We start from the raw sequence: 24,745 nt of genomic DNA on the forward strand, positions 1-24,745 counted from the left end.
GCCCATCGCATCCCATGGTGCCTGACATGTTAGTAGCTTTACCGCAGCCCGGGGATCCGCGCACTGAGGGCCCTGGTCATCGTCTCCACTTCCGCCACGTGGAGCAAGCGTGCGGAGACGAGGTAAAGGATGCCACCACCGACGGACCCGACGACCAGGGCCAGCAATGATGGTACGAGACCGGTTCCGGCCCATTTCTCGAAACCCACGTGACAACCCCAGGCGAAAGCCGCGAGCGGACCGGCCGCCGCCAGCATTTTCACATGCGCGGCGATGATGCGCCCGGCGTCCATGCGGCCGAGACGGCGGCGCAGGACCAGCGAGCAGACGACGACGCCGACCACGTTCGTGACCACGAAGGCCGCCGCGATCCCGGTGACGATGTCCTGCGGCTCGAGCGTCTCGTAGGCGACGTAGGCGCAGACGATGTTGGTGATGACGGTCGCGATCGCGACCAGCGCCGGCGTCCTGGTGTCGCGGTAGGCGTAGAAGACGCGCAGCATGAGCTGGTAGATGGCGAAGGGCACCAGCGCCACGGCGAACACCTGCATGATCCGGGCGATGACCGCGGCGTCGGCCGCGGTGAACTTGCCGTGTTGCAGGAAGGCCGTCGCGATGTCGCCCGAGAGCGTCAGCAGCAGCGCGGCGCCGGGGATGATCAGTACGGAGGACAGCCGCAGGCCGGAGGAGAAGTCGTCGCGGACCAGGTCCTTCTGGTCCTCGGCGGCGTGCTGGCTCATCCGCGGCAGCAGCGCGGTGATCACCGAGACGGCGACGATCGCGTAGGGAAGCTGGAAGAACTGGTAGGCCGTCGAGTAGGACGCGAATCCGTAGGACGAGCCGAGCCCGGCCTCCTTGGCCAGGGCGTCGCCGCCGTTGACGAACCGGGTGACCATCAGGAAGCCGATCTGCGTCATCACGACGTAGAAGAGCGTCCAGCCGGCGGTGCGTCCGACGAGGCCCAGCTCACCGGGGCGGAAGTCCAGCCGCGGCCGCCACTTCCAGCCGACCCGCCGCAGCGACGGCCACAGCGCGACGGTCTGCAGCACGATGCCGCCGGTGGTGCCGATCGCGAGGAGCAGGAACTCGGTGTCGGAGATGTTCGCCGCGGTCGGGTCGTCGCCGGTGTGCAGGAAGAGGAAGATCCCGCCCATCGCGATCACCACGATGTTGTTCAGGACGGGCGCCCACATGGGGGCGGCGAAGGAGTTGCGGGTGTTGAGGATCGCACCGGCGAACGCGCCCACGCCGTAGAAGAAGATCTGCGGCAGGAAGAACACCGCGAACAGCACGGCGACGTCGCGTTCCTTGCCGTGCAGGTCGGGGTTGTAGGCGTTCATGATCACGGACGCGAGCAGCACGGCGCCGATCGTGATCGCGAGCAGGAAGAGGACGGCCGCGGTGAAGACCCGCTGCTCGTACTCCTCTCCGTACTGCTTGTCCTGTCGGCGCGCCTTCACCAGCAGCGGCACGACGACCGAGCTCAGGATTCCGCCGAGCAGCAGGTCGTAGACGATGTTGGGAATCGTGTTGGACAGGTTGTAGATGCTGCCGAGGCTGGTGCCGAGCGCGATGACGATCACCGCGGTCCGGACGAAGCCGGTCAGCCGGGAGGCGATCGTGCCGAGAGCCATGATGGCTCCGGACCGCATCAGGCTGGAGTTTCCGCCGCCGCTCTGGGGCTGCGGTTCAGCCTGCTGCCGCTCGGTCATGCTCTGCTTCCTCTGTCTCGGCTTCCGCGCTGCGCCTCTTCCGGGCGCGCATTCCACGGAAGCCTACGCCCAGACCCATGATCACGAGAGCGCCAATCGTGATCAACCACCCCGCGGGGGGAATGTCGTTCGTTCCGACCTTGAAGAACTGTTCCCGCACGAGCCTCGCCGGCTCGATCCCCGAGGTGATGATCTGGATCTTCACCTCGGTCTCCTTCTCGGGCGTGGTGTTGGTCTGCTCCATCGGCACCTGGAGCGGGACCTTGGCGCCGGCCTCGAGTTCGTCGTCGTAGATGAACATGTTCTTCTTGCCGTTGACGAGCAGGACGTTGCTCTTCGTCGACGAGATCTGGACGTGCACCTTGACGGGCTGCTTCAGATCGTTGACCAGGGTGAGCAGGACCGTCGCCGACGATCCGGTGACGCTCTTCTTCGTGTCCGCGTCGACCAGGACACGGACCTTGTTGATCTCCTTGCCGACATCGGTGCGCGTCACGCTCAGGAAGGTGCTCGCCTGGCTGCGGCGCCGGGCGGTCCCGCGCCAGTAGGTGGAGGAGGCGCGCATCCCGGCGTGGCGGAGCGACTCGTCCGGCTGGGGGATGAAGATCTTGGAGAAGGCCACGGCGTCGGCGTCCATCGCCCTCACCGACCGCAGGTGATCGGCGGTCAGCTCGGCGGACTGGGGCCGCTGCTGCGGCAGCCGCTCGACCTTGGTGCTCGTCGCGGCCTGGCCGAGGGAGACGGGCTTGAGCCAGGCGCTCCGCAGGGCCGTGTTCTTCAGCAGGAACTGGGCGAACTCGAGACCGGGATTCCACCGGCGGTCCGGGGAGACGACCAGGGTGCGCTGGCGACCGGGCTGCTCGGCGGTCATGACGGCGGTCTCGGCGAGGTAGCGCTGCTCGGCGGCGAAGATGTCCTCGGGCTTCTTGGTCGCGCCGCTGATCACGTTCTGGATCGTGTCGTCGAAGGCGAGGGCCGGGTGGCTCTTGCGGTCGGTCGACTGGATGCTCGTCGTCGCGGTCGGGGTGCCGTTCTGCCCGGCGGGCCAGAAGCTGCTGCTCAGCAGGAACAGATCGCTGCCGAGGCCCTTCTTGTAGTTGGTGGTCAGCTTGTCGATGGTGGCCTGGTCGATCGTTCCACTGGCCGGCCAGGCCACCCTCGGGTAGGTCTCGGGTACCTGGAGGACGGCTTGGCCGCGGCTCTTGTCGCGGTAGGCGGCCGACAGGAGGCCGAGCGTGCTGCCGTTCTTCTTGCTGCCGGTGCCCGCCATGTTCTGGCCGACCAGGGCGACGGAGTCGGGGTCGCCGTAGGGGGTGAGGAAGAACGCCGTCCTGCGCTCCTTCACCAGAGCTCTGAGCTTGGTGAGCCACGCCTGGGTCTGCGGGTTCTTCGGGACCGACTTGCCCTTTTCGGTGTCCTTGGGCGGGTCGAGGAAGTAGTTCGCGCTCGACATCGTCTGCAGGTCGTCGAGGAGGCCGGGGTCGATCGCCAGGGTCGTCCCGGTGTTCGGATTGGACTCGGCCGCGGTCAGCAGGGTGTTCAGCCGTCCGTCGGTCACGGCGTCGGAGAGCTGGTCGTCGAAGAAGATCGAGTCGGTCGTGCGGTGCGGACGGTCGATCAGCGGCCAGACGAAGGAGACCTTGGTCTTGACGAGCTTCTTCGCGTTCTTCGGTACATAGGTCACGAAGGTGTGCTGGGTGTCGAGCGGCTGGCCGTTGACGTCGAGGGCCTTGATCACCAGAGGGTAGGTGTTGAGCGTCGGGGCGTTGCCCGCGATCGCCCCGGGCCTGCTCCAGACCAGGTTCCTGACGGTGTCGCCGGGCTCGAGGTCGAACGGGCCGATGACCGGGGCCTCGGCGTCGGTGACGCCGGCGGGGTCGGCGTTCGACCTGGCGAACGCGTCGAGCTCGCTACGGGTGGTGATCTGGCCGCCGTAGGAGAGGTGGAGCCGCACCTTGGGAATCGCCGTGGCGCTGCTGTTCGTGATCGTCACGGTGAACCGGACGGTCTTGGTCCCGGCCGTGATGGACTGCGGGGACATCCTCGTCAGCTTCACGGTGACGGGGTTCTTCACATGCTGCCCGACCTGTTTCACGGTGCCGGGTCTGGGGCGGGCGGGATCGGCCGCCGCCGGTGGGGCACCGGTGACGGCGAGGGCCACCGCACAGAGGGCAGCGGAGAGCCGACCTCTCACCAGATGTTCCGCCGTGTCACGCGCTCGATCGTAGTGGCCCGGTGAGGGTGCAAGGCTTCGCGCCGGTCAGTGACCATAGATCGAAAGAGCGGATTCCCAAGGCTGTGGACCCTTCTCCCGTCGCGGTATAGACGACATCGTCGACGTCCAGGACGTCCATGAGCTCCTGATCCACCAGAATCGGCATCCGGTCCGGGAGCAGGAGGGGCGCGACGAGCTCGGCCACGTAGTCAGTGATCTTGTTGACGGCGTCGGAGGGCGCCTCGCGGATCAGCCGGGGCGTGCCGAGGCCCGAGCGCACCGCCTCGTACGGTGGACGGGTCCCGGCGGGGACGATCGCGGCCACGAGATCGTGGCGTCCGAACCAGTACATACGGGTGACGAGGCAGCGGTTCGCCGCGAGACCCAGCACTCTGGGCAGTTCGTCGGCATGGGAGATGACGCTCGGCAGCCGGATGATCTCGTGCTGGATCTCCAGGTCGAGAAGCGAACGGTGAATGGCCAGAGCGTCCTTCATGAGGTCCTCCCGGGAGTCATCAGAACGTAACTCGCATATCGCGCCGTGTGAATACTCGTTTTGGCGGCGGATCCACGAGGTTCTACCCTTGGTGATCGTGTCAAACGATGAGCAGCGCCAGGCGGTCGCCCAACTCCTGCGCCGGGTCGTCCCGGCCGAGGTAGAGGAACTGGGCGGGCTTTTCGCGACCGCAGGGCACGAGCTCGCGATCGTCGGCGGGCCCGTGCGGGACGCCCTGCTCAACCGTCCCGTCACCGATCTCGACTTCACCACCGACGCCCCGCCGCACCGGATTCTGGAGATCATCGACGGATGGGCCGACGCGATCTGGACGATCGGCATCGAGTTCGGCACGGTCGGCCTGCGCAAGGGCGAGCACCAGCTCGAGATCACGACCTATCGCAGCGAGACCTACGACCCGAAGTCCCGCAAGCCCGAGGTCTCCTACGGGACGTCGCTGGTCGAGGACCTGCGGCGCCGCGACTTCGCCGTCAACGCGATGGCCGCCACCCTGCCCGGCTGCGGCTTCGTCGACCCGTTCGGCGGGCTCGAGGATCTCGGCCGGCGGCTGCTGCGCACTCCGGGACGGCCGGAGGACTCCTTCTCCGACGACCCGCTGCGGATGATGCGCGCCGCCCGCTTCGTCTCCCAGCTCGGCTTCACGATCGCGCCCGAGGTCATGGCCGCGATGAAGGAGATGTCGGCGCGGATCGAGATCGTCTCGGCGGAGCGGGTGCAGGCGGAGCTGTCGAAGCTCGTCTGCGGCGCGCACCCGCGCGAGGGCCTGGCCGCGCTGGTCGAGTCGGGGCTCGCGCTGCACGTGCTGCCCGAGCTGCCCGAACTCCGGCTGGAGATCGACGAGCACCACCGGCACAAGGACGTCTACGACCACTCGATGATCGTGCTGGACCAGGCGATCGCCCAGGAGGAGGACGGTCCCGACCTCATCCTGCGGCTGGCCGCGCTGCTGCACGACATCGGCAAGCCGCGCACCCGCGCCCACCTGCCGGGCGGCCGGGTCTCCTTCCACCACCACGAGATGGTCGGCGCGAAGATGACCAAGAAGCGGCTGACCGCGCTCAAGTACCCGAAGGAAGTGATCGCCGACGTCTCCCGCCTGGTCGAGCTCCACCTTCGCTTCCATGGTTACGGCGAGGGTGAATGGACGGATTCGGCGGTGCGACGTTACGTCCGCGACGCCGACCATCTGCTTTCCCGCCTGCACAAGCTGACCAGGGCGGATTGCACCACGCGCAACAAGCGCAAGGCCGAGCGCCTGGCCCGCACCTACGACGCCCTCGAGGAGCGGATCTCCCGCCTCGCGGCGGAGGAGGAACTGGGCCGGATCCGCCCCGAACTCGACGGCGTGGAGATCCAGCAGGCCCTCGGCATCACCCCGGGTCCCCTGGTCGGCAGGGCTTACAAGTTCCTTCTGGAGCTGCGCCTCGATCAGGGAATGATCGGCAAGGAGGAGGCCCGCGCCGCACTCCTGGAGTGGGCGCGGGCCGAGAACGTCCTTTAGCCCAGCGTTCGGGCGGCGGCCCGCATCGCGGTGGTGATGCGGGTCAGGTCGTCGGGGGAGCTGATGTACGGGGGCATCGTGTAGATCAGGTTCCGGAACGGGCGTAGCCAGACGCCGTGGGCCATCACGGCGTTCTGGACCTTCTGCTGGTCGATGTCGATGGACGTCTCGATCACGCCGATCGCGCCCATGATCCTGACCTCGGCGACACCGGGCAGGGACTCGACGCCGTCCAGGCCCTCGCGGAGGGCGGTCTCGATGCCGCCGACCTCGGAGCGCCAGTCGCGGGCGGCCAGCAGGTCGAGGGAGGCCTTGGCGACGGCCGCGGCCAGCGGGTTGGCCATGAACGTCGGGCCGTGCATGAGGGGGGCCGAGCCCGCGGAGATGCCCGCGGCGACCCTGTCGGTGGTGAGCGTCGCGGCCATGGTCAGGTAGCCGCCGGTCAGGGCCTTGCCGACGCACATGATGTCGGGGAGGACGCCGGCGTGATCGGCGCCCCAGAACGCGCCGGAGCGGCCGAAGCCGGTGGCGATCTCGTCGAGGATCAGCAGCAGGCCGTGCTCGTCGGCGAGGGCGCGCAGGGCCCGCAGATGGGACGGATCGTAGAAGCGCATCCCGCCGGCGCCCTGAACGACCGGCTCGACGATGATCCCGGCCAGCTCGTGAGCGTGCTCGGCGACGAGTTTCCCCAGGCTGTGGACATAGTCCTCGTCCGGCCCCGCGGGCGGCTCCGGCGCGAAGACATGCGTCGGCAGGACGTCGGTGAACAGCTGGTGCATGCCGTTGACGGGGTCGCACACGGCCATGTCGCCGAAGGTGTCGCCGTGGTAGCCGCCCCGGACGGTCAGCAGTCGCGGCCGGTTGAGCCCCTGGTTCCGCCAGAACTGGAGGGCCATCTTGATCGCGACCTCGACGGCGACCGAGCCGGAGTCGGCGAAGAAGACCTTGGTGATCCCGGCCGGGGCGATGTCCACGAGCGTGCGCGCCAGCTCGACGGCGGGTTCGTGGGTGAGGCCGCCGAACATGACATGGGCCATCCTGCCGAGCTGCCCGGTGATCGCCTCGTTCAGGACCGGGTGGTTGTAGCCGTGGATGGCCGCCCACCACGACGACATCCCGTCGACCAGCTCGGTCCCGTCGGCGAGGGTGAGGGTCACGCCGCGGGCCGAGGCCACCGAGTGGATCGGGGCGGTGGCGGGCATCGGGGCATACGGGTGCCAGACGTGCTCGCGGTCGTAGGCGAGGAGATCCTCGGGCGTCCAGTCAGAAGTTGGGGGCACGGTCGACCAGGGTAGTCGCGTGATCTGTGTTACTCGCGAGTAGCTGACCTGGGGTTCCGGTGTCCGAGCGCCCCGGGTGATGCGTCTCACCTGCACTCGGGTGATAAGTAGACGTGCTGTCACTAGTAGCTTGATCGAGAAAGTCACTCCTTCCCCTCGGGAGACCTCGTGAAAGCCGCCGCCCTTCTCGTCCCTGTTCTGCTGCTGTCCACGGCACAACCCGTCCGGGCCGAAGCCGCCTCCGGTGCCGCCGTGAAGGTCACGCCGGGCACCGTCGTGGTGGGTGAGCGAGGCACCGGAACCTGGACCACGCTTTCCGCCACCGGCATTCCGGCGTGGGTCGAATTGATCGATGTGGATCTCTACGGTCCCGGTGGGGAGCACCAGCCGCTGGATCTGAGCGTCCGGGACCTGCCCGGGGTGTGGGAGGGCGAGGTCGCCTTCAGCCGGTTCGACCGGGCCGGAAAGTGGCGGGCGCGGCTGAGGTTCTACGGCTCGGGCCGCAGGGGCGAGGGACCTTCGGTCTCCTTCTCCGTCAAACGGCGGACCACGCTTTCCACCGGCGGCAAGAGCGCCCGGGGCGGCGCGCTGAAGGGCGTCCTGCGCCGGATCGGCAGCGGCGCGGGGTACCGGCCCTACGCGGGCCAGAAGGTGCGCCTGTACCGCTGGGCGGGCGGGACCTGGAAGTACGTCGCCACGGACGTCACCGATGCCGGCGGCCGGTACGCGTTCGCGAAGCGGCCGGGCCGCTTCCAGGTCCGGTTCGCCGGTACCGCTACCAACGCGCCGGCCAGCCGGACGGCGGCCGTGAGCTGAGGCCCGGCTTGGAGGTCAGGTCTTCGGCTGGTCGGGACCGGTCAGGCTCTCCGAGCCGCGCCGCTCGTAGGCGCGGGTGAGGTAGAGGTAGGCCGCCGACATCGCGGCGTAGGCGCAGATCGCGAAGCCGAGGACCGGATAGGACCTGCCGGTGGGCGGCAGGGCGAGGGCGGCGACGGCCGCGGCGGCGACGAAGACCGCGTTGAAGAGCATGTCGTAGGCGGAGAAGACCCGGCCGCGGAACTCGTCCGCGACCTGCTGCTGGACGATCGTGTCGACGCAGATCTTGATCCCCTGGGCGGCGACGCCCAGGACGAAGCCGCCCGCCACATAGAGCGTCTGCCGGAACGGCGTGGCCAGCAGCAGGAGCCCCGCGCTCGCGACCGCGAAGAGGATCGTGATCCACAGGTCCTTGCCGACCCTGCGGACGGCCGCCGGGGTGATCAGGGCGCCGAGCAGGTATCCGGCCCCTGAGACCGCGGTGATCACGGCGAGGCCGTCGAAGCCGGACGGGAAGTGGTTCCGGTAGAGCAGCAGCGTCATGATCAGCCAGAGGCCGTAAACGAAGCGGTAGAGCGAGATCGCGCCCAGGGCCAGGGCCGCGGGCCGTCGCTCCGCCACATGCCGGACGCCCGCGATCATGCCCTTGATCACGTTACGCACGGTTTCACGTGGAACCTCGTCCGGACCCAGGAGGTCGGGATGCAGGGTCCTGGCCACCAGCGAGGTCGCGACGTAGAGGCAGGTGGCGGTGGCCATGGAGGGAAGGGTGCCGCCGGTCAGGAAGCCCGCCGCCGCGCCGAGGAAGGCCGCGATCGTCCCGGACGTCACCGAGACCGTGTTGGCCAGCAGCAGGTTCTTCTCGGTGACGACATGCGGAAGCGAGGCCGGCAGCGCGGCCAGGAAGAACCGGTTGACGCCCAGGGCCACGAGTGCGGCGAGCAGGAACAGGTCGTTGTCGTGGCTGATCAGCCAGATCATGACCAGCACGCACAGGGCCCGCACGAGGGGCGTGTAGACCAGGATCTGGCGCCGCCGCCACCGGTCGATGAACACGCCGGCGAACGGGCCCAGAAGCGAGTAGGGGAGCAGGAGGACGGCGAAGGCCGTCGCCGCCTTGGCCGCGGAGGTCTGCTTCTCCGGCGAGAAGAACAGCTCGCCGCCCAGGGCGACCTGGATCAGCCCGTCGGAGAACTGGGAGGTCAGCCGCGTCGCGTAAAGACGCCGGAAATCATGATTCCGCCAGACCTCCCGAATCCCCACATCGATCACAGTACGCCCCAGAAGATGTGTTTCTTCTCGTCCGGGTCGGGTTGTCCGGCGGGGGTTCCGTCAGAGCCTGATCCGCGTCCAGTCGTAGGCGCCTGCCGTCGGGATGAACAAGGCGTTCCGGACGCGCGCCGAATGGTACAGAGCCAGTTTCCGGTCGAGCAGGGGGATGATCGCGGCGTCATTCATGATCAGACGGTCGGCCTCGTGCCAGGCATCGGCGGCCCTGGTCAGGGTGGACGCCGTGAGCGCGCGGTCGATGAGGGCGTTCACCTTCGGGTTGTCGTAGCCGCCGTAGTTCGTCGAGTTCTGGCCGTAGGTGCGGCCGTCGAAGAGCGGCTGGATGATCGAGCGCCCGTTGTTGCCGTACCAGTCGGGGGTCCAGCCGGGGGCGGCGATGTCCCAGGCCCCGTCGCGGGTCTGTGACGGTGTGACCAGGGTCTGGCCGTAGAGGCCGCCCGTCGTGTCGGGGATCAGCCGGACGGTGACGCCGCAGGCGCGCAGGTTCTGGGCGATCAGCTCGGCGATGCGCTTCTGGCTGCCGGTGGTCCGGTAGGGAAACCGCAGGGTGAGCGGAGTCTTCAGCCGGGAGCGGCAGGTCGCGGGATCGCCGGAGTCGCCGGGGGTGGGGTAGAGGTCGAAGTCGCGGTGGCCGAGGTTGCCGGGCGGGATGACGGTGTGGAGCGGCCTGGCGATGGCGGGGCCGCCGTAGAGCTTGGCGAGCGAGGCCCGGTCGACGGCGAACTGGAGGGCCTGGCGGACCTCCCTGCGGCCGAGCGCCCCGCCGTTGTTGGGGCTGAGGGTGTTGAAGACCAGGTAGGGGCTGTTGCTGGGAGTCTCCCGGACGGCGAACGACGGATCGTCGCGCAGCGACGGCAGTGCCGAGGCGGGCAGGGGCAGATCCCAGGACAGGTCGGCCGTGCCCTGCTGGAGCTGCTCGAGGACGGTCTCGGGGGAGTCCTGGGCGAGGGTGATCTCGATCCGGACGGGTCCCTGGCCGCGCAGGGGATCGTCGGACCAGTGCGGGTTGCGGACCAGCAGGTAGCGGCGGCCCGGCTCGTAGGTCTTGATCATGTACGGGCCGGTGGAGAGGGTGTGGCGGCGCAGCTCGGGACTGTCGGGGACATAGGCGTCGTATTCGGCCGGAGCCGGGGCCGCGAACCCCATCGACAGAATGTTGAGGAAGTCGCTCGCCGGCCGGACCAGGGTTATCCACAGGGTGTCCAGCGAGGTTCTCAGGCCCGTGATGGAGTGGGTGTTCTGGTACTTCGCGAGGGCGGTGGCGCTGCGGGAGGAGACGGCGCCGAAGCCCTCGCAGTAGGAGGCGAACCCGTGGATCGTCGAGGTGTAGTAGGCCATCCCGCCCGCGGGGGAGGCGGGGTTGCACAGGCGCTTGAGCCCCCGGACGAGGTCGTCGGCGACGACCGGGCGGCCGTTGCTCCACTTCACGCCCGGGCGCAGCCGGATCCGGTAGGTGCGTCCGTTCCGCGAGATCCCTCCGTTCTCGCGGGTGGGCACCTCGGCGGCGAGGTCGGCCTCGATCGGGACCGTCTCGGCGAAGGTGTTCGAGGAGGTGTAGCCGAAGAGGGTCCGGGCGAACACCCGGGTCAGCGCGTAGGAGCCGACACTGATCGAGCTGGCGGTGTCGAGATGTTCCACGTCGGTCGATCCGACGATCCGGAGCGTTCCGTCGTCGCCGAACCCGTCGGTGCCCGAGCACCCGGCGGCGCCCGCTGTGGCCATGCCCACGGCGACCGTCCCGGCCGCCAGCCTGCCCCGCAGGCCTGTTCTCTCCTGCCCTCGGGCTGCCGTACGCTTCGTCACCGGACGCCTCCACAACGTGAGAAAGCCCGGACGGTAACAGGTACCGGCCGGGCTTCTCGCGCTATGTGGTTATTTGGTTACCGTTCGGATCGATGTTCCTTACGGTGCCCAAGCGCCAGGTCAGCGCTCCACGTCACCGCGGATGAAGGCCTCGACGGCGAGGCGGGCCTCGTCGTCGTTGTACTGGACCGGCGGCGACTTCATGAAGTACGAGCTCGCGGACAGGATCGGGCCACCGACCCCGCGGTCCTTGGCGATCTTCGCGGCACGGACGGCGTCGATGATGACACCGGCCGAGTTCGGGGAGTCCCACACCTCGAGCTTGTACTCGAGGTTGAGCGGGGTGTCACCGAAGGACTTGCCCTCGAGGCGGACGTAGGCCCACTTGCGGTCGTCGAGCCACGGCACGTGGTCGGACGGGCCGATGTGCACGTCGGCCTTGGCCATCTCGTGCGGGATCTGCGAGGTGACGGACTGCGTCTTGGAGATCTTCTTGGACTGCAGGCGCTTGCGCTCCAGCATGTTCATGAAGTCCATGTTGCCGCCGAAGTTGAGCTGGTACGTGCGCAGCAGCTCGACGCCGCGGTCTTCGAACAGCTTGGCCATCACGCGGTGCGTGATGGTCGCGCCGACCTGGGACTTGATGTCGTCACCGACGATGGCGACACCGGCGTCGGTGAACTTCTGGGCCCACTCGGGGTCCGAGGCGATGAACACCGGCAGGGCGTTCACGAACGCGACCTTCGCGTCCAGGCAGGCCTGGGCGTAGAAGCGGTCAGCGTCCTCGGAACCCACCGGCAGGTAGGAGACCAGAACGTCGACCTGGGCGTCCTTGAGGACCTGGACGACGTCGACGGGGGTGGCGTCCGACTCCTCGACCATGTCGAGGTAGTACTCGCCGAGACCGTCGTAGGTGTGCCCGCGCTGGACCGTGACTCCGGTCGGGGGCACGTCCGCGAACTTGATGGTGTTGTTCTCGCTGGCGTGGATGGCGTGCGCGAGGTCCTGGCCGACCTTCTTCGCGTCGACATCGAACGCCGCGACGAACTCCACGTCACCGACGTGGTATTCGCCGAACTGAACGTGCATCAGGCCGGGGACCCGCTGGTCGAGGGACGCGTTCTTGTAGAACTCGACACCCTGGACGAGTGAAGAGGCGCAGTTGCCCACTCCAACGATGGCTACGCGCACCGAACCCATCCGGTTGCTCCTTTTCTCTAACCCCACAGGGGTACTGGGGGGTTGCCCCAGACGCTGGTTTACAAGAGGGACTCCCTAGAAGGGGAGGTCCAAGTTCTTTGATTTGTCGTCTTGCCGCTGCTCCGGGATCTGGGCAGCCGCCTGCGCGTGTTCCCGTCCGATGAGCTCGTTGAGCCATCGGACCTCGCGCTCGACGGATTCGAGTCCGTGATTCTGGAGCTCGAGGGTGTAGCTGTCGACCCGTTCCCGAGTCCGGGTCAGCGCCGTCCGGACGGTCTCCAGACGCTCTTCCAGCCGGCTGCGCCGGCCTTCGAGAATCCGCAACCGCACGTCGGCCTGGGTCTGGGCGAAGAACGCGAAGCGGACTCCGAATCCCTCGTCCTCCCATGCCGCCGGACCGGCCTCGGTGAGGAGCCTCTGCAGTTGCTCCTTGCCTTCGGCCGTCAGCTTGTAGACGATCTTCGCCCGCTTGCTCGCCAGCGTCCCGGGGGTCGGCTCCTCCTGATCCTCCATGATCAGCCCCTGTGCGAGGAGCTGCTTGAGGCAGGGATAGAGCGTGCCGTACGAGAACGCCCGGAACATACCGAGCAGAGTGTTGAGCCGCTTGCGCAGCTCGTACCCGTGCATGGGGGACTCGTGGAGCAGCCCGAGTACGGCGAGTTCGAGTACGCCGCCCTTCCTGCTGCTCACCGCGTCTCCCTCTGCACGACGTCTCGTCTAGATGTATCGAGCTAATGTATCGGTTCGATACATCGCAAAGATACGTACTGTTAACCAAGTCCGCAAGGCGGGATATTCCGGCACCTAGTTCGCAACGAGGTGGCCTATCCCACACCCTCCCCGGGATGGACATCGGTACGATGACCCGCTAGACACCTGACGCTGCTGGGCCACCCCCTGCTCAAGCCCTGGCAGTGCCGACGTACGGCCCCCCTTGGTCGTACCCCAGAGCCGAAGAGGTCGCGTGAGTTATCCGCCGTACGGGCCCGACAACGGACCCTCCGGCAACCTGCCGGAAGACGACTGGTTCCGACCAGCACCGAACGCTCGCGAGGAGATCTACCGCGAGTCGGAATACGGACGACCCCAGCAGCCCCCACAGGGACAGGCTTACAACTCGCACGCGGACGACCCCTACGGCCAGGATCCCTATGGTCAGGACGCCTACGGCTACGACGAGCCGGGCGGCTGGAACAACGACGCCTACGGCGCCGGCCAGGGCAACGACCACGTGGCCTCCCACGCGCAGCCCGCCCCCGGCGGTCCCGGTCAGCAGGGTCCAGGGCAGCCGGGCCCCGGCCAGCCTCCGTTCGGCCAGCCCGCCTTCGGCCAGCCCGGTCCCGGTCCGCAGGGTTCCGGCCAGTACGGTCAGGTCGGCCAGCCCGCGCACGGGGCGCCCGGCGGCTACTACGACGACGACCCCTTCGCCGATGCCTTCGCACCCGCGACCAGCCTGGACGCGATGGGCGGCGGCGGTCCGGTCGGCCCGGGGGCCCCCGGCGGCGGTGACGGTGAGGGCGGCCGCCGCGGACGCGGCAAGGCCAAGAAGACCGGCTGGAAGCGCTACATCCCCGACTGGAAGATCATCGTCGGCGTCTTCGCCCTAGGGGTGGTGGGCGTCGGGATAATGATCTTTGTCGGTTACTCGACGACGAAGATGCCCAGCCTGGACGAGTTCCAGAAGGACGTCACGGCGCAGGGCTCGACCGTCTACGTCAAGGGCAAGAACGGCAAGTACGTCGAGGCCTTCCGGCTCGGTGTCCCGCGGCAGAACGTCAAGCTCGAGCAGGTCCCCGAGGTCCTGCAGCAGGCCGTCATGGCCGCCGAGCAGCGCGAGTTCCTGAACGAGCCGGGCGTCTCGCCCAAGGGCCTGAGCCGGGCGGTCTTCAAGACCCTCACCGGCGGCCAGGTCCAGGGCGGTTCGACGATCACCCAGCAGGTCGCCCGCAACTACTTCAAGGGCCTGAGCCAGGAGCGCAGCCTCAGCCGCAAGTACAAAGAGATCTTCATCGCGATCAAGCTGGACAAGGAACTGTCCAAGCAGCAGATCCTGGAGCTCTACCTCAACACGATCTACTACGGCCGCAGCGCCGACGGCATCCAGGCCGCCAGCCGCGCCTACTTCTGCCAGGACGTCGGGCAGATCAACACCCCGGCCAAGGCCGCGCTGCTCGCGACCGTCCTGAACCGCCCCGACTGGTTCCACACCGTCGGCTCGCCGAAGACCGACCCCCAGCGCGCCGCCACCGAAGAGCGCTGGAACTACGTGCTCAACGGCATGGTCGAGAAGGGCTGGATCACCAAGGAGGTCCGGGACCAGCAGAAGTTCCCGAAGACCATCGAGAACGGCAGCTGCCAGCAGGACAAGGGCCAGGACACCTACATCCGGGACCAGATCTACCGCGACCTCGAGAAGATCAACATGACCGAGGAAGAGGTCAGCAAGGGCGGCTACAAGATCTACACCAGCATCGACCTGAAGCTGATGAAGTACGCCCGGGACTCGGTCAAGGCCAACGCGCCGCACCCGCTGGAGAAGAACGCGCGGATCGGCCTGGTCACCATGGACCCGCAGACCGGCGCGGTGGTCTCGTTCTACGGCGGTGACCCGACCAAGACCAAGAAGAAGGGCGGTCCCGACAAGGACTCCGCCTTCTTCGACCAGGCGCAGGTCGGCTCGTCGTTCAAGCCCTATGTGCTCGCCGCGGCGCTCAAGGCCGGCAACAACATCAACTCGGTCATCGACGCCCGGTCCCCGATCTGCCTGAACTACGACACGGGCGATGCCCTCCCCGCCTACCGGAGCGAGACCGCCTGCCAGGGGACGGTTCACCCGGGCGGCGTCACCGGGTACTGGATGCGGAGCACCCACGGCACGAAGGGCGCGACCACGCTCAAGAACGCCCTCGCCCAGTCCTACAACACCTCGTTCGTGCGGCTCGCCCGCAAGATCGGGTCCGACAAGGTCGTGGAGACGGCCGAGGCCCTGGGCGTCCCCAAGGCCGGCATCCCGGCCAAGGACGGCGACCGCTACGTCGCCTCACTTCCGCTGGGCGTCGCGCCGTTCCCCGCCGTCTACCAGGCCACCGGCTACTCGGCCTTCGCCAACGGCGGCTACCCGGTGATCCCGCACATCATCACCAAGGTCACCAACGGCACGACGACCAAGAAGATGCCCTGGGGCAAGAAGAGGCCGCGCTACCTGAGCGAGGACCAGTCGGCCCAGATCACCGAGGCGCTCCGCAGCGTCGTCACCGGCGGCACCGGCGGCGCCGCCCGCCTCGCGAGCGGCCAGCCGGTCGCGGGCAAGACGGGAACGACCGACGACGGTAAGGCGCTCTGGTTCGTGGGCTACTCGCCGCAGCTCGTCACCGCCTCGACGATGTACGGCGAGGGCAACACCAAGATCCTCGGCGGTAACGAGTTCGGTGGTGGCCCGCCCACCAAGATCTGGCAGTCGTTCATGACCAAGGCGCTCGCCAGCAAGAAGATCGAGCAGTTCCCGGTGCCCAAGTACGACGGCCTCCGCACGATCTGGGACAAGATCACTCCCAAGACGACCAAGGCCACGCCGACCTGTGACCCGAACACGATGATCAACGGCAAGTGCCCCGCGCCGGGAGACGGCAACCAGCACAAGAAGCCCGGCTGCGGCCAGTTCGACCCGCCGATCCTCTGCGACCCGACCGTGCCCCCGCCCGGCCAGGAGCAGAACCCGCCCCAGTGGTTCTGCGACAAGAACCCGCAGTACCCGACCTGTGCCAGGGACGGCGGCCAGGGCAACCCGGGAGACGCGGACGGCGACGGCGTCCCCGACGCCCAGGATCCCGACGTGGACGGCGACGGCATCCCCAACGAGATGGATCCCGACTACCAGAAGCCCGGCAACAACGGGAACGGGGGCGGCAACCCCAACGGCGGCCGCATCCCGACCTCCTGGAGCACGACTCCGAGAGACGAATCCCTGGGCGACTGACCCGCTGCCGAAAGGCCCGCATCCCTCGGATGCGGGCCTTTCGCCTTCTCAAGGCGATCGTTCCGGGAAGCGGAACCCCGGCGGTTCCCTGAGTCCCCCTGCCGCCCGCGACGGTCCTGCGAGCCTGGTCAGGCGAGGTGACCTTGATGGCCGGGCGGAGCCGCGGCCGAAAGCAGCCGGTCGGAGGGCCGCCGGGTGACGGATTTCCTTAACGGGGGCAGAGTGGGGACGTGGTAGAACGCATGACCATGGAGAAGTGGATACCTCGGCGTCCTGACAGGGCTGCGTTGGGCCTTTGGTTTCTGGCGGCGCTGGGTGTGGCCTGGTTCTCGATCGTCGTGATCCGGGTGGTGCCCCACGAGGGGGTGTGGCCGGACTATCTGGCCCGGTGGAACCAGTGGGACGCCGACCGGTTCCGGTGGCTGGCCATGTACGGATACGACGGGGGGCCGCCCGGGGTCTACACGCGCCCCGAGGAGTGGCCCGCGTTCTTCCCCGGATATCCGATGGCCGTCCGCTTCGTCGGTTTCGTCTTCACCGACTACCGGGCCGCAGGGCTCGTCGTCTCCCTGATCTCCGGCGCGATCGCCGCGGTGGCCCTCGCCCGGCTCGGCGACCACCCCTCCACTCTTCCGCGGACCTACCGCCGCCTCACCGGCGGCGACACCCTCGACCGGCTCACCGCCCCGCACATCGACGACGACCTCACGGGCGGCCGCTCCTCCCACAGGCGCCTCGCGGACGTGGAGGGTTACGGCTCCGGCGCGTTCGGGTCCCTGCGGTCCGATGACGGGCGGTCCGACGACGGGCGTCCCACGGCGGGCCGGTCCACCGCTCAGGCGGGCGCGGAGCAGTCCGGCCGCCCCGCCGCGCTGGGGACCTCGGACCCGTCCGGCCGTCTCGCGGAGCGTGCCGCCCCCGACGCGTCCGGCCGCCTTGCGGAGCACGCCTCCCCGGAGGCACAGGGGCGGCTGGAGAAGCTGACGGCCGGGACCTCCGGGCGTTTCGCCGGGGATGACGGCGAGGACCAGGGGAGTTCCGAGGCCTCCGGCCGGGAGCGGCGCGGCGGATCCCGGGGCGGATGGGGAGCGTCCGGCTCGCCCGGCCGGTTCGGGGACGGGTTCGGCAGGAACGGGCTCGGTGGGAACGAGTTCGCCGTCGCCGGGGTCGCCGGCACCGGCGAGCGGTGGAGGGGCCCCGGGTTCTTCGCGGTCCTGGCCTTGGTCGTCAGCCCGTGCGCGGTGTTCCTGTTCGCGGCCTACTCCGAGGCGCTGTTCCTCGCCCTGGCCGTCCCCGCGTGGCTGCTGGCCAAGAAGGGACGCTGGGAGCTGGCCGTGTTGTGCGCGGCCGGAGCCTCGATCGTGCGGATCACCGGGCTGTTCCTGGCGATCGCTTTGATCGTCGAGTTCCTCGTCGGCGAGAACGGCCGCAAGGGCCCGAACGGATGGCGCAACGCCCCCTACCTGATCACTCCGTTCCTCTCCATCAGCGCCTACATGGCCTACCAGTGGCACCGGACCGGCGACTGGCTGGCCTGGATGCACGCCCAGAAGACGGGCTGGAACCGTTCGATCGTGCCGCCCTGGAAGTCCTTCCAGACGACCTGGGACGCCGCCTTCAACATCGAGAGCGAGTGGACCAATGCCTTCCGCGTCGAGATCTTCGCCGCCGGGGTGGGGGTCGTCCTCGTCGCCTGGCTCCTCTACCAGGCCCAGTGGGGCGAGGCCGTCTACGTGGGCTCCCAGCTCGGCGCCCTCATGGTCTCGGAGTACTACCTCTCCATCGGCCGCGCCACCCTCGTCTGGTTCCCCCTCTGGCTGACCCTCGGCCACCTCGCCGTGCGCCATCGCTGGCTTTACGGCCTCTACCTGGCGCTGGCCGTTCCCGTCATGGCGGCCTTCGTCCTCTCCTTCACCCAGGGCCAATGGTCCGGCTGATCCGCTGATCCCCCCGGCGGCCCGTGTCTCCCGGCACGGGCCGTCCGTCTTCCCGCCGGTTCGGGTGGGGATCATCGGCGGTGCCGGAGCCGGGTGAGGCGGGCGGTGATGTGGGCGAGCTGCTGGGGGGTGGGGTTCCAGCCCGCGGCCATGAGGAGGTGGAGCCAGGCGTCGAGGTAGGGGGCGGGGGCGGTGCGGAAATCCTTGGTGACGGGCAGGATGCGCCAGCCCAGGTCGGTGAGGGTGCGGCGACGGAGAGAGTCGCGGAGGCGGGCCTCCCGGCCGGTGTGGTGGGCCTCGCCGTTGTACTCGGCGGCGACCAGGTACTCGGGGTGGCCCAGGTCGAGGCGGTAGGCGGTGGGCGGGGCGGTGAGCTGGCAGCGGGGGCGGGGAAAGCCCGCGTCGACGAAGGTGCCGCGGACCAGGGATTCGGCCGGGGAGCCCGAGGCGGGGTCGGCCATGGCGATGAGGGCGGCGGCCTGGGCGGTTCCCGGTCCCGAGGAGCGGGGGAGCCGGGCCAGCAGTGACTCCCGTGAGACGCCGCGGGCCAGGAACTGGTCGAGCGCCGACAGGGCCTCGTAGCGGGGAAGGCGGCGGGCGCAGTCGAAGGCGGTGCGCTCGGCGGTGGTCAGCCGGATGCCCTGCAGTTCGGTGACGTCCCTCGCCGGCAGATGCGCGTAGCGCACCACGCTGCCGGGCGGTGCGGCGGCCTCCCGCGCGGGACACGACGGCGGCGGGAAGCGCGGACCGGCGGGGACGGGCGCCGGAGCGGGGACGGCCAGCTCGAGCGGCCAGGTGGCGGCCACGGCCCCCGCGGGCAGGGTCTCGACGCCCCACAGGGCCGCGGCCGACCGGGTCGTCAGCACGAACCTCGCGGGGACGGCCCGGGCCAGCAGCCGCGCCCGCGCGGCCGGAGCCCCGCTGCCGCTGACGGGCAGTAAAGCGTAGGAGGTGGGATCGGCGGGGAACAGGGCCGGCTGCGGAACGTCGCTCATGGGTCCACCCTGCGCCCGCCATGAAGATCAACGAGAACCGAATCCGATTCTGTGGATACCGCGAACGACGCGTGTCCGCCCGGTTTGCCTGCCGGTGGGCCGCCTGGAAGGGTGGGGCGGTCGAGGTCGTGGCGAGAGGGGAGACCCGTGCGCGGGACGTTGCTGGCCGGAGGAGTCGCCGGGATCCTGCTCGCCGGGACGCTGCCGGGCGCCGCGCACGCGCGAGCGGACTCCGAGCAGCGAGGACCCGCTCCCAAGGTCCAGGCCAAGGCCTCCCTGCTGGTCCTCAACGGCAAGACCGTCTGGTCGGTGAACGCGGCCAAGCGTCGTCCGATCGCGAGCCTCACCAAGGTGATGACGGCCGTCGTGGTGCTGAGATCGGGCGGCAGCCTCGACCGGGTCGTCAAGATCAAGAAAAAGTACACGACGTTCGGCGACAAGTACGGAGCCACCGAGGCCGGGCTCAAGCCGGGCGACAAGGTCAAGGTCAGGGACCTGCTGTACGGAACCCTGCTGGAGTCGGGCGCAGACTCCGCTGCGGCGCTCGCCGACACCTACGGCCCGGGATACGCCGGCTTCATCGCGAAGATGAACGCCACGGCGCGGAAACTCGGCCTGCGCGACACCCACTACGCCAACTTCGACGGCCTGCCCTACCCGACCCAGTACACGACCTACTCGACGGCCGTGGAACAGGTGAAGCTCGCCGCCCACGCCTACCGCTACAAGACGTTCCAGAAGATCGTCGCCACCAGGAAGATCAAGGTGCGCACGACCGGTAAACGCACCTACACCTGGGTGAACACCAACACCCTGCTCGGCAAGTACAAGGGCCTCCTCGGCATCAAGACCGGCTACACCGACAAAGCGGGCTACTGCTTCGTCTTCGCGGCCAGGCGCGGCAAGAAGGTGCAGATCGGCGTCGTCCTCGGCTCACCCACGATCAACCGCCGCTTCGTCGACGCCGCCCACCTCCTCGACTGGGGCTTCGGCCTCCCCGCCCGCCGCTACGCCTTCACCGGCCCGGCCACCGCCGACTAGGCAGGTTGATCACAAAACGCGGCCAGGCGTGTCCGCGGGATCACTCCTCGGGTGCCGCCTAGTAACGTGACGCACCGTGATTTCGTCACCGCGCGCCGCCCTCCTCGCCGTCCTGCTCGTCGCGCTGACCGCCTGCACGTCGGTCCGGACGGAGAGTCCGGCGCCGAGCGCGGCGCCGTCGCGTTCGCCGGCCTCCGTCTCGGCCTCGGCCGTCCCGACGGGCGTCAGGACCATCGACCGCGCCGATCTGCCCGCCCAGGCGCGGACGACTTTGGCGCTCATCGCGCAGGGCGGCCCCTACCCGTACAAGAAGGACGGGACGGTCTTCGCGAACCGGGAGAGGCTGCTCCCGAACCGGCCCCGCGGCCACTACCGTGAGTACACCGTGCCCACACCGGGGGAGAATGACCGGGGCGCACGACGCGTCATCGCGGGCCGGGACGGCGAGCTCTTCTACACTCCCGACCACTACCGCACATTTCTGATGATCACGGGCTGAGGACGGACATGCACGGGCTGGAAGAGCTGATCGCAGGACGGGTCACGCCGGGCGTCTACCGCTGGGAGATCGAGCCGGACGAGCTGTTCCGCACGGCCAAGAAGCCGTCCGGGCTCACCAGGACGCCGGAGGGAAGGCTGGCCCTGCCGCTGGCGATGGGCGGCGGCCACGCCGACGTCGAGATGCCGCCCTGGCTGCGCGACGCCGAGGACACCGGCTGGGAGGTCTTCGGGATCGGCCCGGCCCGCACCAAGGAGGACTTCCTCGCGGCCGCGGGCGAGATCCTGGAGTTCCCCGACTACTACGGGCAGAACTGGGACGCCTTCTACGATCTGCTCACCGACATGGACTGGCTGCCGGCCGACAAGGGCTACCTGGTCGTCTGGCCGGGCTGGAAGGAGCTCGCGGACGCCGACCGTCCCGCCTTCGAGACCGCGCTGGAGATCTTCGCCGACGCCGCCGACGCCTGGTCGGAATCCGAGACGCCCATGATCGTCCTGCTTCCGGGCGGCGACGGCGACGGCGCGATCAAGGATCTAGAGCGACTCCCTTAGCCAGGCGATGTCCTCGGCCTGGCCGGCGGCGGGCGTCTCCACGACGATCGGCGCCTCGGCGGTCCGGCAGACCTGGAGGATCAGCTCCGGGTCGATCTGGCCCTGCCGCAGGTTGGCGTGCCGGTCGGCGCCGGAGTCGAAGGCATCGCGGCTGTCGTTGCAGTGGACGAGGTCGATCCGTCCGGTGATCGCCTTGATCCGCTCGACGGCGTCCAGGAGGGTCTCGCCGCCCGCGTGGGCATGGCAGGTGTCGAGGCAGAAGCCGACGTTCTCGTCCATGTTCGCGACGCCGTCCAGGGTCTCCCAGAGGCGGGCGATCCGGTCGAAACGGCGGGCCATGGCGTTGTCGCCGCCCGCGGTGTTCTCGATCAGCACCGGGATCGGGCACTCGAGGCGCTCGAAGACCTTGCGCCAGTTGTCGAAGCCGATCTGGGGGTCGGCCGCGCCGTCCAGATGGCCGCCGTGGACGATCAGGCCCTTCGCGCCGATCGACGCCGCCGCCTCGAGATGCTGCTGGAGGAGCTTGCGGCTCGGGATCCGGATGCGGTTGTTGGCCGTCGCGACGTTGATCCGGTAGGGGGCGTGGACGAAGACGTCGACGTCCGAGGCCCCGACCAGATCGCCGAGGCCGTCGGGGATCACCGGCGCCTTGTAGGACTGCGGGTCGCCCAGGAAGAACTGGACGACGTCCGCCTTCACCTCGGCCGCGGCTTCGAGGGGATCAAGGTCTCTGACATGGGCTCCGATACGCATGAACCCCAGGTTATCGGCGGGTCGCGGGTAGGTCTCGGGTTTTGTCCGAGCCCCGCGCTACAGTCGAACAGGACTTCGACAAGGAGCGCTGATGAACGAGCTGAGGGGCGTCGCGGACGCCGACCTGATCGATGAGCTGTCCACGCTGACCACCCAGACCGCCAGGATGCGGTCGCGGATGTTCGACCTCATGGCCGAGCTCGACAGAAGGCGCGCCGCGGCCTGATCTGATCGACTTCTTCGGTGAGCGCCATTGGGCCTGACGACCTGCTGGTTGTTGGTAGCCTGGTTGTTCTCGCGCACTATGCGCGGGCACGAAGGCTTAGCCCTCCTGTCACGGAACGCCCGTGACCGCATCAGTCCAAAGGAGGTAGGGACCAATGCGTCGCTACGAAGTCATGGTCATCCTCGACCCGTCGCTCGACGAGCGTCAGATCACCCCCACCCTCGACGGCTTCCTGAACGTCGTCAAGACCGGTGGCGGATCGGTCGAGAAGGTCGACGTCTGGGGCCGCCGGCGCCTGTCGTACGACATCCAGAAGAAGTCCGAGGGCATCTACGCCGTCGCCGACCTCACCGCTGAGCCCGCGCTGGTCAAGGAACTTGACCGCCAGCTCAACCTGAGCGAGTCGGTGCTGCGTACGAAGGTCCTGCGTCCCGAGGTCCACTAAGGCCTCGTGTTCGTTCGAACACCATCGTCGGGAGCGTTAACCCCTATGGCAGCAGGCGACACCACGATCACGCTGGTCGGAAATCTCGTCGAGGACCCGAACCTGCGGTTCACCGCGAGCGGCCAGGCCGTCGCGTCCTTCCGCGTCGCGTCGACGCCGCGGTTCCTCGACAAGGCCACGAACGAGTGGAAGGACGGCGAGAGCCTCTTCCTCACCGTCAACGTGTGGCGGCAGGCGGCGGAGAACTGCGCCGAAAGCCTCCAGCGCGGGATGCGCGTGATCGTTCAGGGCCGCCTGAAGCAGCGCTCCTACGAGACCAAAGAGGGCGAGAAGCGCACCGTCTACGAGATCGAGGCCGATGAGGTCGGCCCGTCTCTGAAGAACGCCTCCGCGAAGGTCACCAAGACCACCCGTCAGGGTGGCGGCGGTGGCGGATACGGCGGCGGTGGCGGTGGCGGCTACCAGCAGGGCGGCGGCGGCGGAGGTTACTCCGGCGGCGGTGGCGGCGGAGGCGGTTACAACTCCGCGCCCCCGGCCGACGACCCCTGGGCCACCAGCGCGCCCTCCGGCGGCGGGTTCTCCGACGAACCCCCGTTCTAAGAACCGCTTCATCCGGTCGAGGTGCTGCCCCGGCGGCGCCCCGGCCACCCGAAAGAATCATGTCCATTCCCGCTTCGGCGGGGCTCTTACAAAGGAGCACCACGATGGCCAAGCCACCGCCCCGTAAGCCCAAGAAGAAGGTCTGCCTGTTCTGCCAGGAGAAGATCTCTTACGTCGACTACAAGGACACGCCGCTTCTGCGGAAGTTCATCTCCGACCGGGGCAAGATCCGCGCCCGCCGGGTGACCGGCAACTGCACCCAGCACCAGCGCGACGTCGCCACGGCGATCAAGAACGCGCGCGAAATGGCGCTGCTCCCGTACACCTCGACTGCTCGCTAAGGAAGGGTGAACAGATCATGAAGCTCATCCTGACTCAGCAGGTGGCCGGCCTGGGTGGCCCGGGCGACGTCATCGAGGTCAAGGACGGTTACGGCCGCAACTACCTCGTCCCGCGTCAGTTCGCGATCCAGTGGACCAAGGGCGCCGAGAAGCAGATCGCCGTCATCAAGAAGGCCCGCGCCGCTCGCGAGATCGCGACGCTGGAGCAGGCCAAGGAGATCGCGGACTCGCTCAAGGGCCTCAAGGTCGCCGTCAAGGCGCAGGCCGGCAAGAGCGGCCGCCTCTTCGGCGCCGTGACCGCCGGTGACATCGCCGAGGCCGTCAAGGCCGCCGGCGGACCGGACATCGACAAGCGTCGCATCGAGATCGGCAACCCGATCAAGACGACCGGCTCGCACCAGGTCACCGTCCGCCTCCACCCGGAGGTCGCCGGAACCGTCAACCTGAACGTCGCCTAAGTCACGGCCGACAGGTTTCACGAAACGGGTCAGATCCCAGCGATCTGGCCCGTTTCGCATGTGTCCCCGAGGGAACATCAGGGGCGTGCGTCGCACCAACCCCTACGCCGTCGCGTCCCTCGTCTGCGGAGTCCTCTGGGGCTGCTGGATCGGCAGCGTCCTGGCGATCTTCTTCGGCCATCTCGCGCGGAGGCAGATCCGCCGCCATGACGAGCGCGGAGCCCCGCTGGCCCTCGCGGGCCTGGTGCTCGGCTACACGGCCCTCGTCGTTCTCGTCTTCGCCCTGATCCAGGGCGGCACCTGGGTCACCGACCCTCCCACCTGATCAAGGTCTTCGTGGCCTCTTCTGAGGGGCTCAGTTCTCTATGCCCGAATAGCGGGTGCGGCGTCGGATCTCCTCGGGATTGAGGCCCTCGACGAGGGCGAGGGTGACGGCTACGCGTTCGGCCAGGGCGTCAGGGGGCAACCCGGCGAGGCCGTGGGCCGCCAGGTCGTCGATGGCCTGAGTGAGGCGAGCCAGCCGGTCGCCGTGCGGTGAACGCATGTTCGAAGTCTAGCGAAAACCGCCGACACTTCGAGCAGGTTT

General features: G+C 68.6%; 24 protein-coding genes. 13 read left to right on the forward strand and 11 right to left on the reverse strand.

Annotation, left to right across the window (positions count from 1 at the left end):
* Window positions 1–38: 38 nt before the first annotated feature.
* Genes murJ through ABD785_RS16575 form a run of 3 tightly spaced genes read right to left on the reverse strand, consistent with a single transcriptional unit; the run spans window position 39 to window position 4,423 of the window.
* On the reverse strand, window positions 39–1,712 hold the full coding sequence (gene murJ, locus ABD785_RS16565; RefSeq protein WP_344828956.1) for a murein biosynthesis integral membrane protein MurJ: 1,674 nt from the start codon (window positions 1,710–1,712) through the stop codon (window positions 39–41).
* Window positions 1,690–3,906 carry a DUF6049 family protein gene (locus ABD785_RS16570; RefSeq protein WP_344828958.1) on the reverse strand — a complete coding sequence of 739 codons (2,217 nt, stop codon included), beginning with the start codon at window positions 3,904–3,906 and terminating at the stop codon, window positions 1,690–1,692. Before ABD785_RS16570 ends, murJ begins: the two co-directional genes overlap by 23 nt.
* Before the next feature lie 16 nt (window positions 3,907–3,922).
* Window positions 3,923–4,423: a hypothetical protein gene (locus tag ABD785_RS16575; RefSeq protein WP_344828961.1), complete on the reverse strand. Its 501-nt coding sequence runs from the start codon at window positions 4,421–4,423 to the stop codon at window positions 3,923–3,925.
* Window positions 4,424–4,514: 91 nt separating this feature from the next.
* On the opposite strand from ABD785_RS16575, the gene ABD785_RS16580 reads away from it, so the two are divergent.
* Window positions 4,515–5,945: a CCA tRNA nucleotidyltransferase gene (locus tag ABD785_RS16580; RefSeq protein WP_344829317.1), complete on the forward strand. Its 1,431-nt coding sequence runs from the start codon at window positions 4,515–4,517 to the stop codon at window positions 5,943–5,945.
* Here ABD785_RS16580 and ABD785_RS16585 read toward each other — a convergent pair.
* On the reverse strand, window positions 5,942–7,225 hold the full coding sequence (locus ABD785_RS16585) for an adenosylmethionine--8-amino-7-oxononanoate transaminase (protein ID WP_344828963.1): 1,284 nt from the start codon (window positions 7,223–7,225) through the stop codon (window positions 5,942–5,944). The two genes, ABD785_RS16580 and ABD785_RS16585, sit on opposite strands and share 4 nt — an antisense overlap.
* Window positions 7,226–7,393: 168 nt before the next feature.
* Between ABD785_RS16585 and ABD785_RS16590 the strand changes: the two genes are divergently transcribed.
* Entirely contained in the window at window positions 7,394–8,041 is a 648-nt protein-coding gene (locus ABD785_RS16590; protein ID WP_344828966.1) for a hypothetical protein, read from the forward strand.
* Between the two features lie 15 nt (window positions 8,042–8,056).
* Here the strand turns inward: ABD785_RS16590 and ABD785_RS16595 are convergent, their stop codons facing one another.
* The 4 genes from ABD785_RS16595 to ABD785_RS16610 all read right to left on the reverse strand — a co-directional run bounded on the left by ABD785_RS16595 (window position 8,057) and on the right by ABD785_RS16610 (window position 13,024).
* Window positions 8,057–9,304, reverse strand: coding sequence for an MFS transporter (locus tag ABD785_RS16595; protein WP_344828968.1), 1,248 nt, complete (start codon window positions 9,302–9,304; stop codon window positions 8,057–8,059).
* 69 nt (window positions 9,305–9,373) lie between these two features.
* On the reverse strand, window positions 9,374–11,134 hold the full coding sequence (locus ABD785_RS16600; protein WP_344828970.1) for an ABC transporter substrate-binding protein: 1,761 nt from the start codon (window positions 11,132–11,134) through the stop codon (window positions 9,374–9,376).
* Window positions 11,135–11,254: 120 nt separating this feature from the next.
* Entirely contained in the window at window positions 11,255–12,334 is a 1,080-nt protein-coding gene (locus tag ABD785_RS16605) for an inositol-3-phosphate synthase (RefSeq protein WP_344828972.1), read from the reverse strand.
* Between the two features lie 75 nt (window positions 12,335–12,409).
* Window positions 12,410–13,024: a PadR family transcriptional regulator gene (locus tag ABD785_RS16610; protein ID WP_344828973.1), complete on the reverse strand. Its 615-nt coding sequence runs from the start codon at window positions 13,022–13,024 to the stop codon at window positions 12,410–12,412.
* 274 nt (window positions 13,025–13,298) lie between these two features.
* Here ABD785_RS16610 and ABD785_RS16615 point away from each other — a divergent pair, with 274 nt between their 5' ends.
* Window positions 13,299–16,310 (forward strand): transglycosylase domain-containing protein, encoded by a 3,012-nt coding sequence (locus ABD785_RS16615; RefSeq protein WP_344828974.1) that lies wholly within the window; start codon window positions 13,299–13,301, stop codon window positions 16,308–16,310.
* A gap of 287 nt (window positions 16,311–16,597) precedes the next feature.
* Window positions 16,598–18,247 (forward strand): hypothetical protein, encoded by a 1,650-nt coding sequence (locus tag ABD785_RS16620; RefSeq protein ID WP_344828976.1) that lies wholly within the window; start codon window positions 16,598–16,600, stop codon window positions 18,245–18,247.
* 71 nt (window positions 18,248–18,318) lie between these two features.
* Here ABD785_RS16620 and ABD785_RS16625 read toward each other — a convergent pair whose 3' ends face one another.
* The gene (locus tag ABD785_RS16625; protein WP_344828978.1) at window positions 18,319–19,242 is read right to left on the reverse strand and encodes a hypothetical protein; all 924 of its coding nucleotides are present in this window, start codon (window positions 19,240–19,242) and stop codon (window positions 18,319–18,321) included.
* 147 nt (window positions 19,243–19,389) lie between these two features.
* Between ABD785_RS16625 and ABD785_RS16630 the strand changes: the two genes are divergently transcribed.
* From ABD785_RS16630 to ABD785_RS16640, 3 genes are all read left to right on the forward strand, one after another.
* Complete coding sequence (locus ABD785_RS16630; RefSeq protein ID WP_344828980.1) at window positions 19,390–20,283, forward strand: D-alanyl-D-alanine carboxypeptidase family protein; 894 nt, start codon at window positions 19,390–19,392, stop codon at window positions 20,281–20,283.
* Between the two features lie 76 nt (window positions 20,284–20,359).
* Window positions 20,360–20,782, forward strand: coding sequence for a guanyl-specific ribonuclease (locus ABD785_RS16635; RefSeq protein ID WP_344828982.1), 423 nt, complete (start codon window positions 20,360–20,362; stop codon window positions 20,780–20,782).
* Between the two features lie 8 nt (window positions 20,783–20,790).
* Complete coding sequence (locus ABD785_RS16640; protein WP_344828984.1) at window positions 20,791–21,336, forward strand: barstar family protein; 546 nt, start codon at window positions 20,791–20,793, stop codon at window positions 21,334–21,336.
* Here ABD785_RS16640 and ABD785_RS16645 read toward each other — a convergent pair.
* A complete protein-coding gene (locus ABD785_RS16645) occupies window positions 21,319–22,089 on the reverse strand; it encodes a deoxyribonuclease IV (protein WP_344828986.1) in 771 nt (256 codons plus the stop codon). The two genes, ABD785_RS16640 and ABD785_RS16645, sit on opposite strands and share 18 nt — an antisense overlap.
* Before the next feature lie 91 nt (window positions 22,090–22,180).
* On the opposite strand from ABD785_RS16645, the gene ABD785_RS16650 reads away from it, so the two are divergent.
* The 6 genes from ABD785_RS16650 (at window position 22,181) to ABD785_RS16675 (ending at window position 24,484) form a co-directional block, all read left to right on the forward strand.
* Window positions 22,181–22,315 carry a hypothetical protein gene (locus tag ABD785_RS16650; RefSeq protein ID WP_344828989.1) on the forward strand — a complete coding sequence of 45 codons (135 nt, stop codon included), beginning with the start codon at window positions 22,181–22,183 and terminating at the stop codon, window positions 22,313–22,315.
* A gap of 154 nt (window positions 22,316–22,469) precedes the next feature.
* A complete protein-coding gene (gene rpsF / locus ABD785_RS16655; protein WP_344828991.1) occupies window positions 22,470–22,760 on the forward strand; it encodes a 30S ribosomal protein S6 in 291 nt (96 codons plus the stop codon).
* Between the two features lie 45 nt (window positions 22,761–22,805).
* Window positions 22,806–23,360 (forward strand): single-stranded DNA-binding protein, encoded by a 555-nt coding sequence (locus tag ABD785_RS16660; RefSeq protein ID WP_344828993.1) that lies wholly within the window; start codon window positions 22,806–22,808, stop codon window positions 23,358–23,360.
* A 104-nt stretch (window positions 23,361–23,464) separates the two neighbouring features.
* A complete protein-coding gene (rpsR, locus tag ABD785_RS16665) occupies window positions 23,465–23,701 on the forward strand; it encodes a 30S ribosomal protein S18 (protein WP_106396786.1) in 237 nt (78 codons plus the stop codon).
* Between the two features lie 17 nt (window positions 23,702–23,718).
* Window positions 23,719–24,159 (forward strand): 50S ribosomal protein L9, encoded by a 441-nt coding sequence (rplI, locus tag ABD785_RS16670; RefSeq protein WP_344828995.1) that lies wholly within the window; start codon window positions 23,719–23,721, stop codon window positions 24,157–24,159.
* 85 nt (window positions 24,160–24,244) lie between these two features.
* Window positions 24,245–24,484 (forward strand): DUF4190 domain-containing protein, encoded by a 240-nt coding sequence (locus tag ABD785_RS16675; protein ID WP_344828997.1) that lies wholly within the window; start codon window positions 24,245–24,247, stop codon window positions 24,482–24,484.
* 30 nt (window positions 24,485–24,514) lie between these two features.
* On the opposite strand, the gene ABD785_RS16680 is transcribed toward ABD785_RS16675, so the two are convergent.
* Window positions 24,515–24,703: a hypothetical protein gene (locus tag ABD785_RS16680; protein ID WP_344828999.1), complete on the reverse strand. Its 189-nt coding sequence runs from the start codon at window positions 24,701–24,703 to the stop codon at window positions 24,515–24,517.
* Window positions 24,704–24,745 lie beyond the last annotated feature (42 nt).

Origin of the sequence: Actinocorallia longicatena (assembly GCF_039534125.1) — a bacterium.
GTDB lineage: Bacteria > Actinomycetota > Actinomycetes > Streptosporangiales > Streptosporangiaceae > Actinocorallia > Actinocorallia longicatena.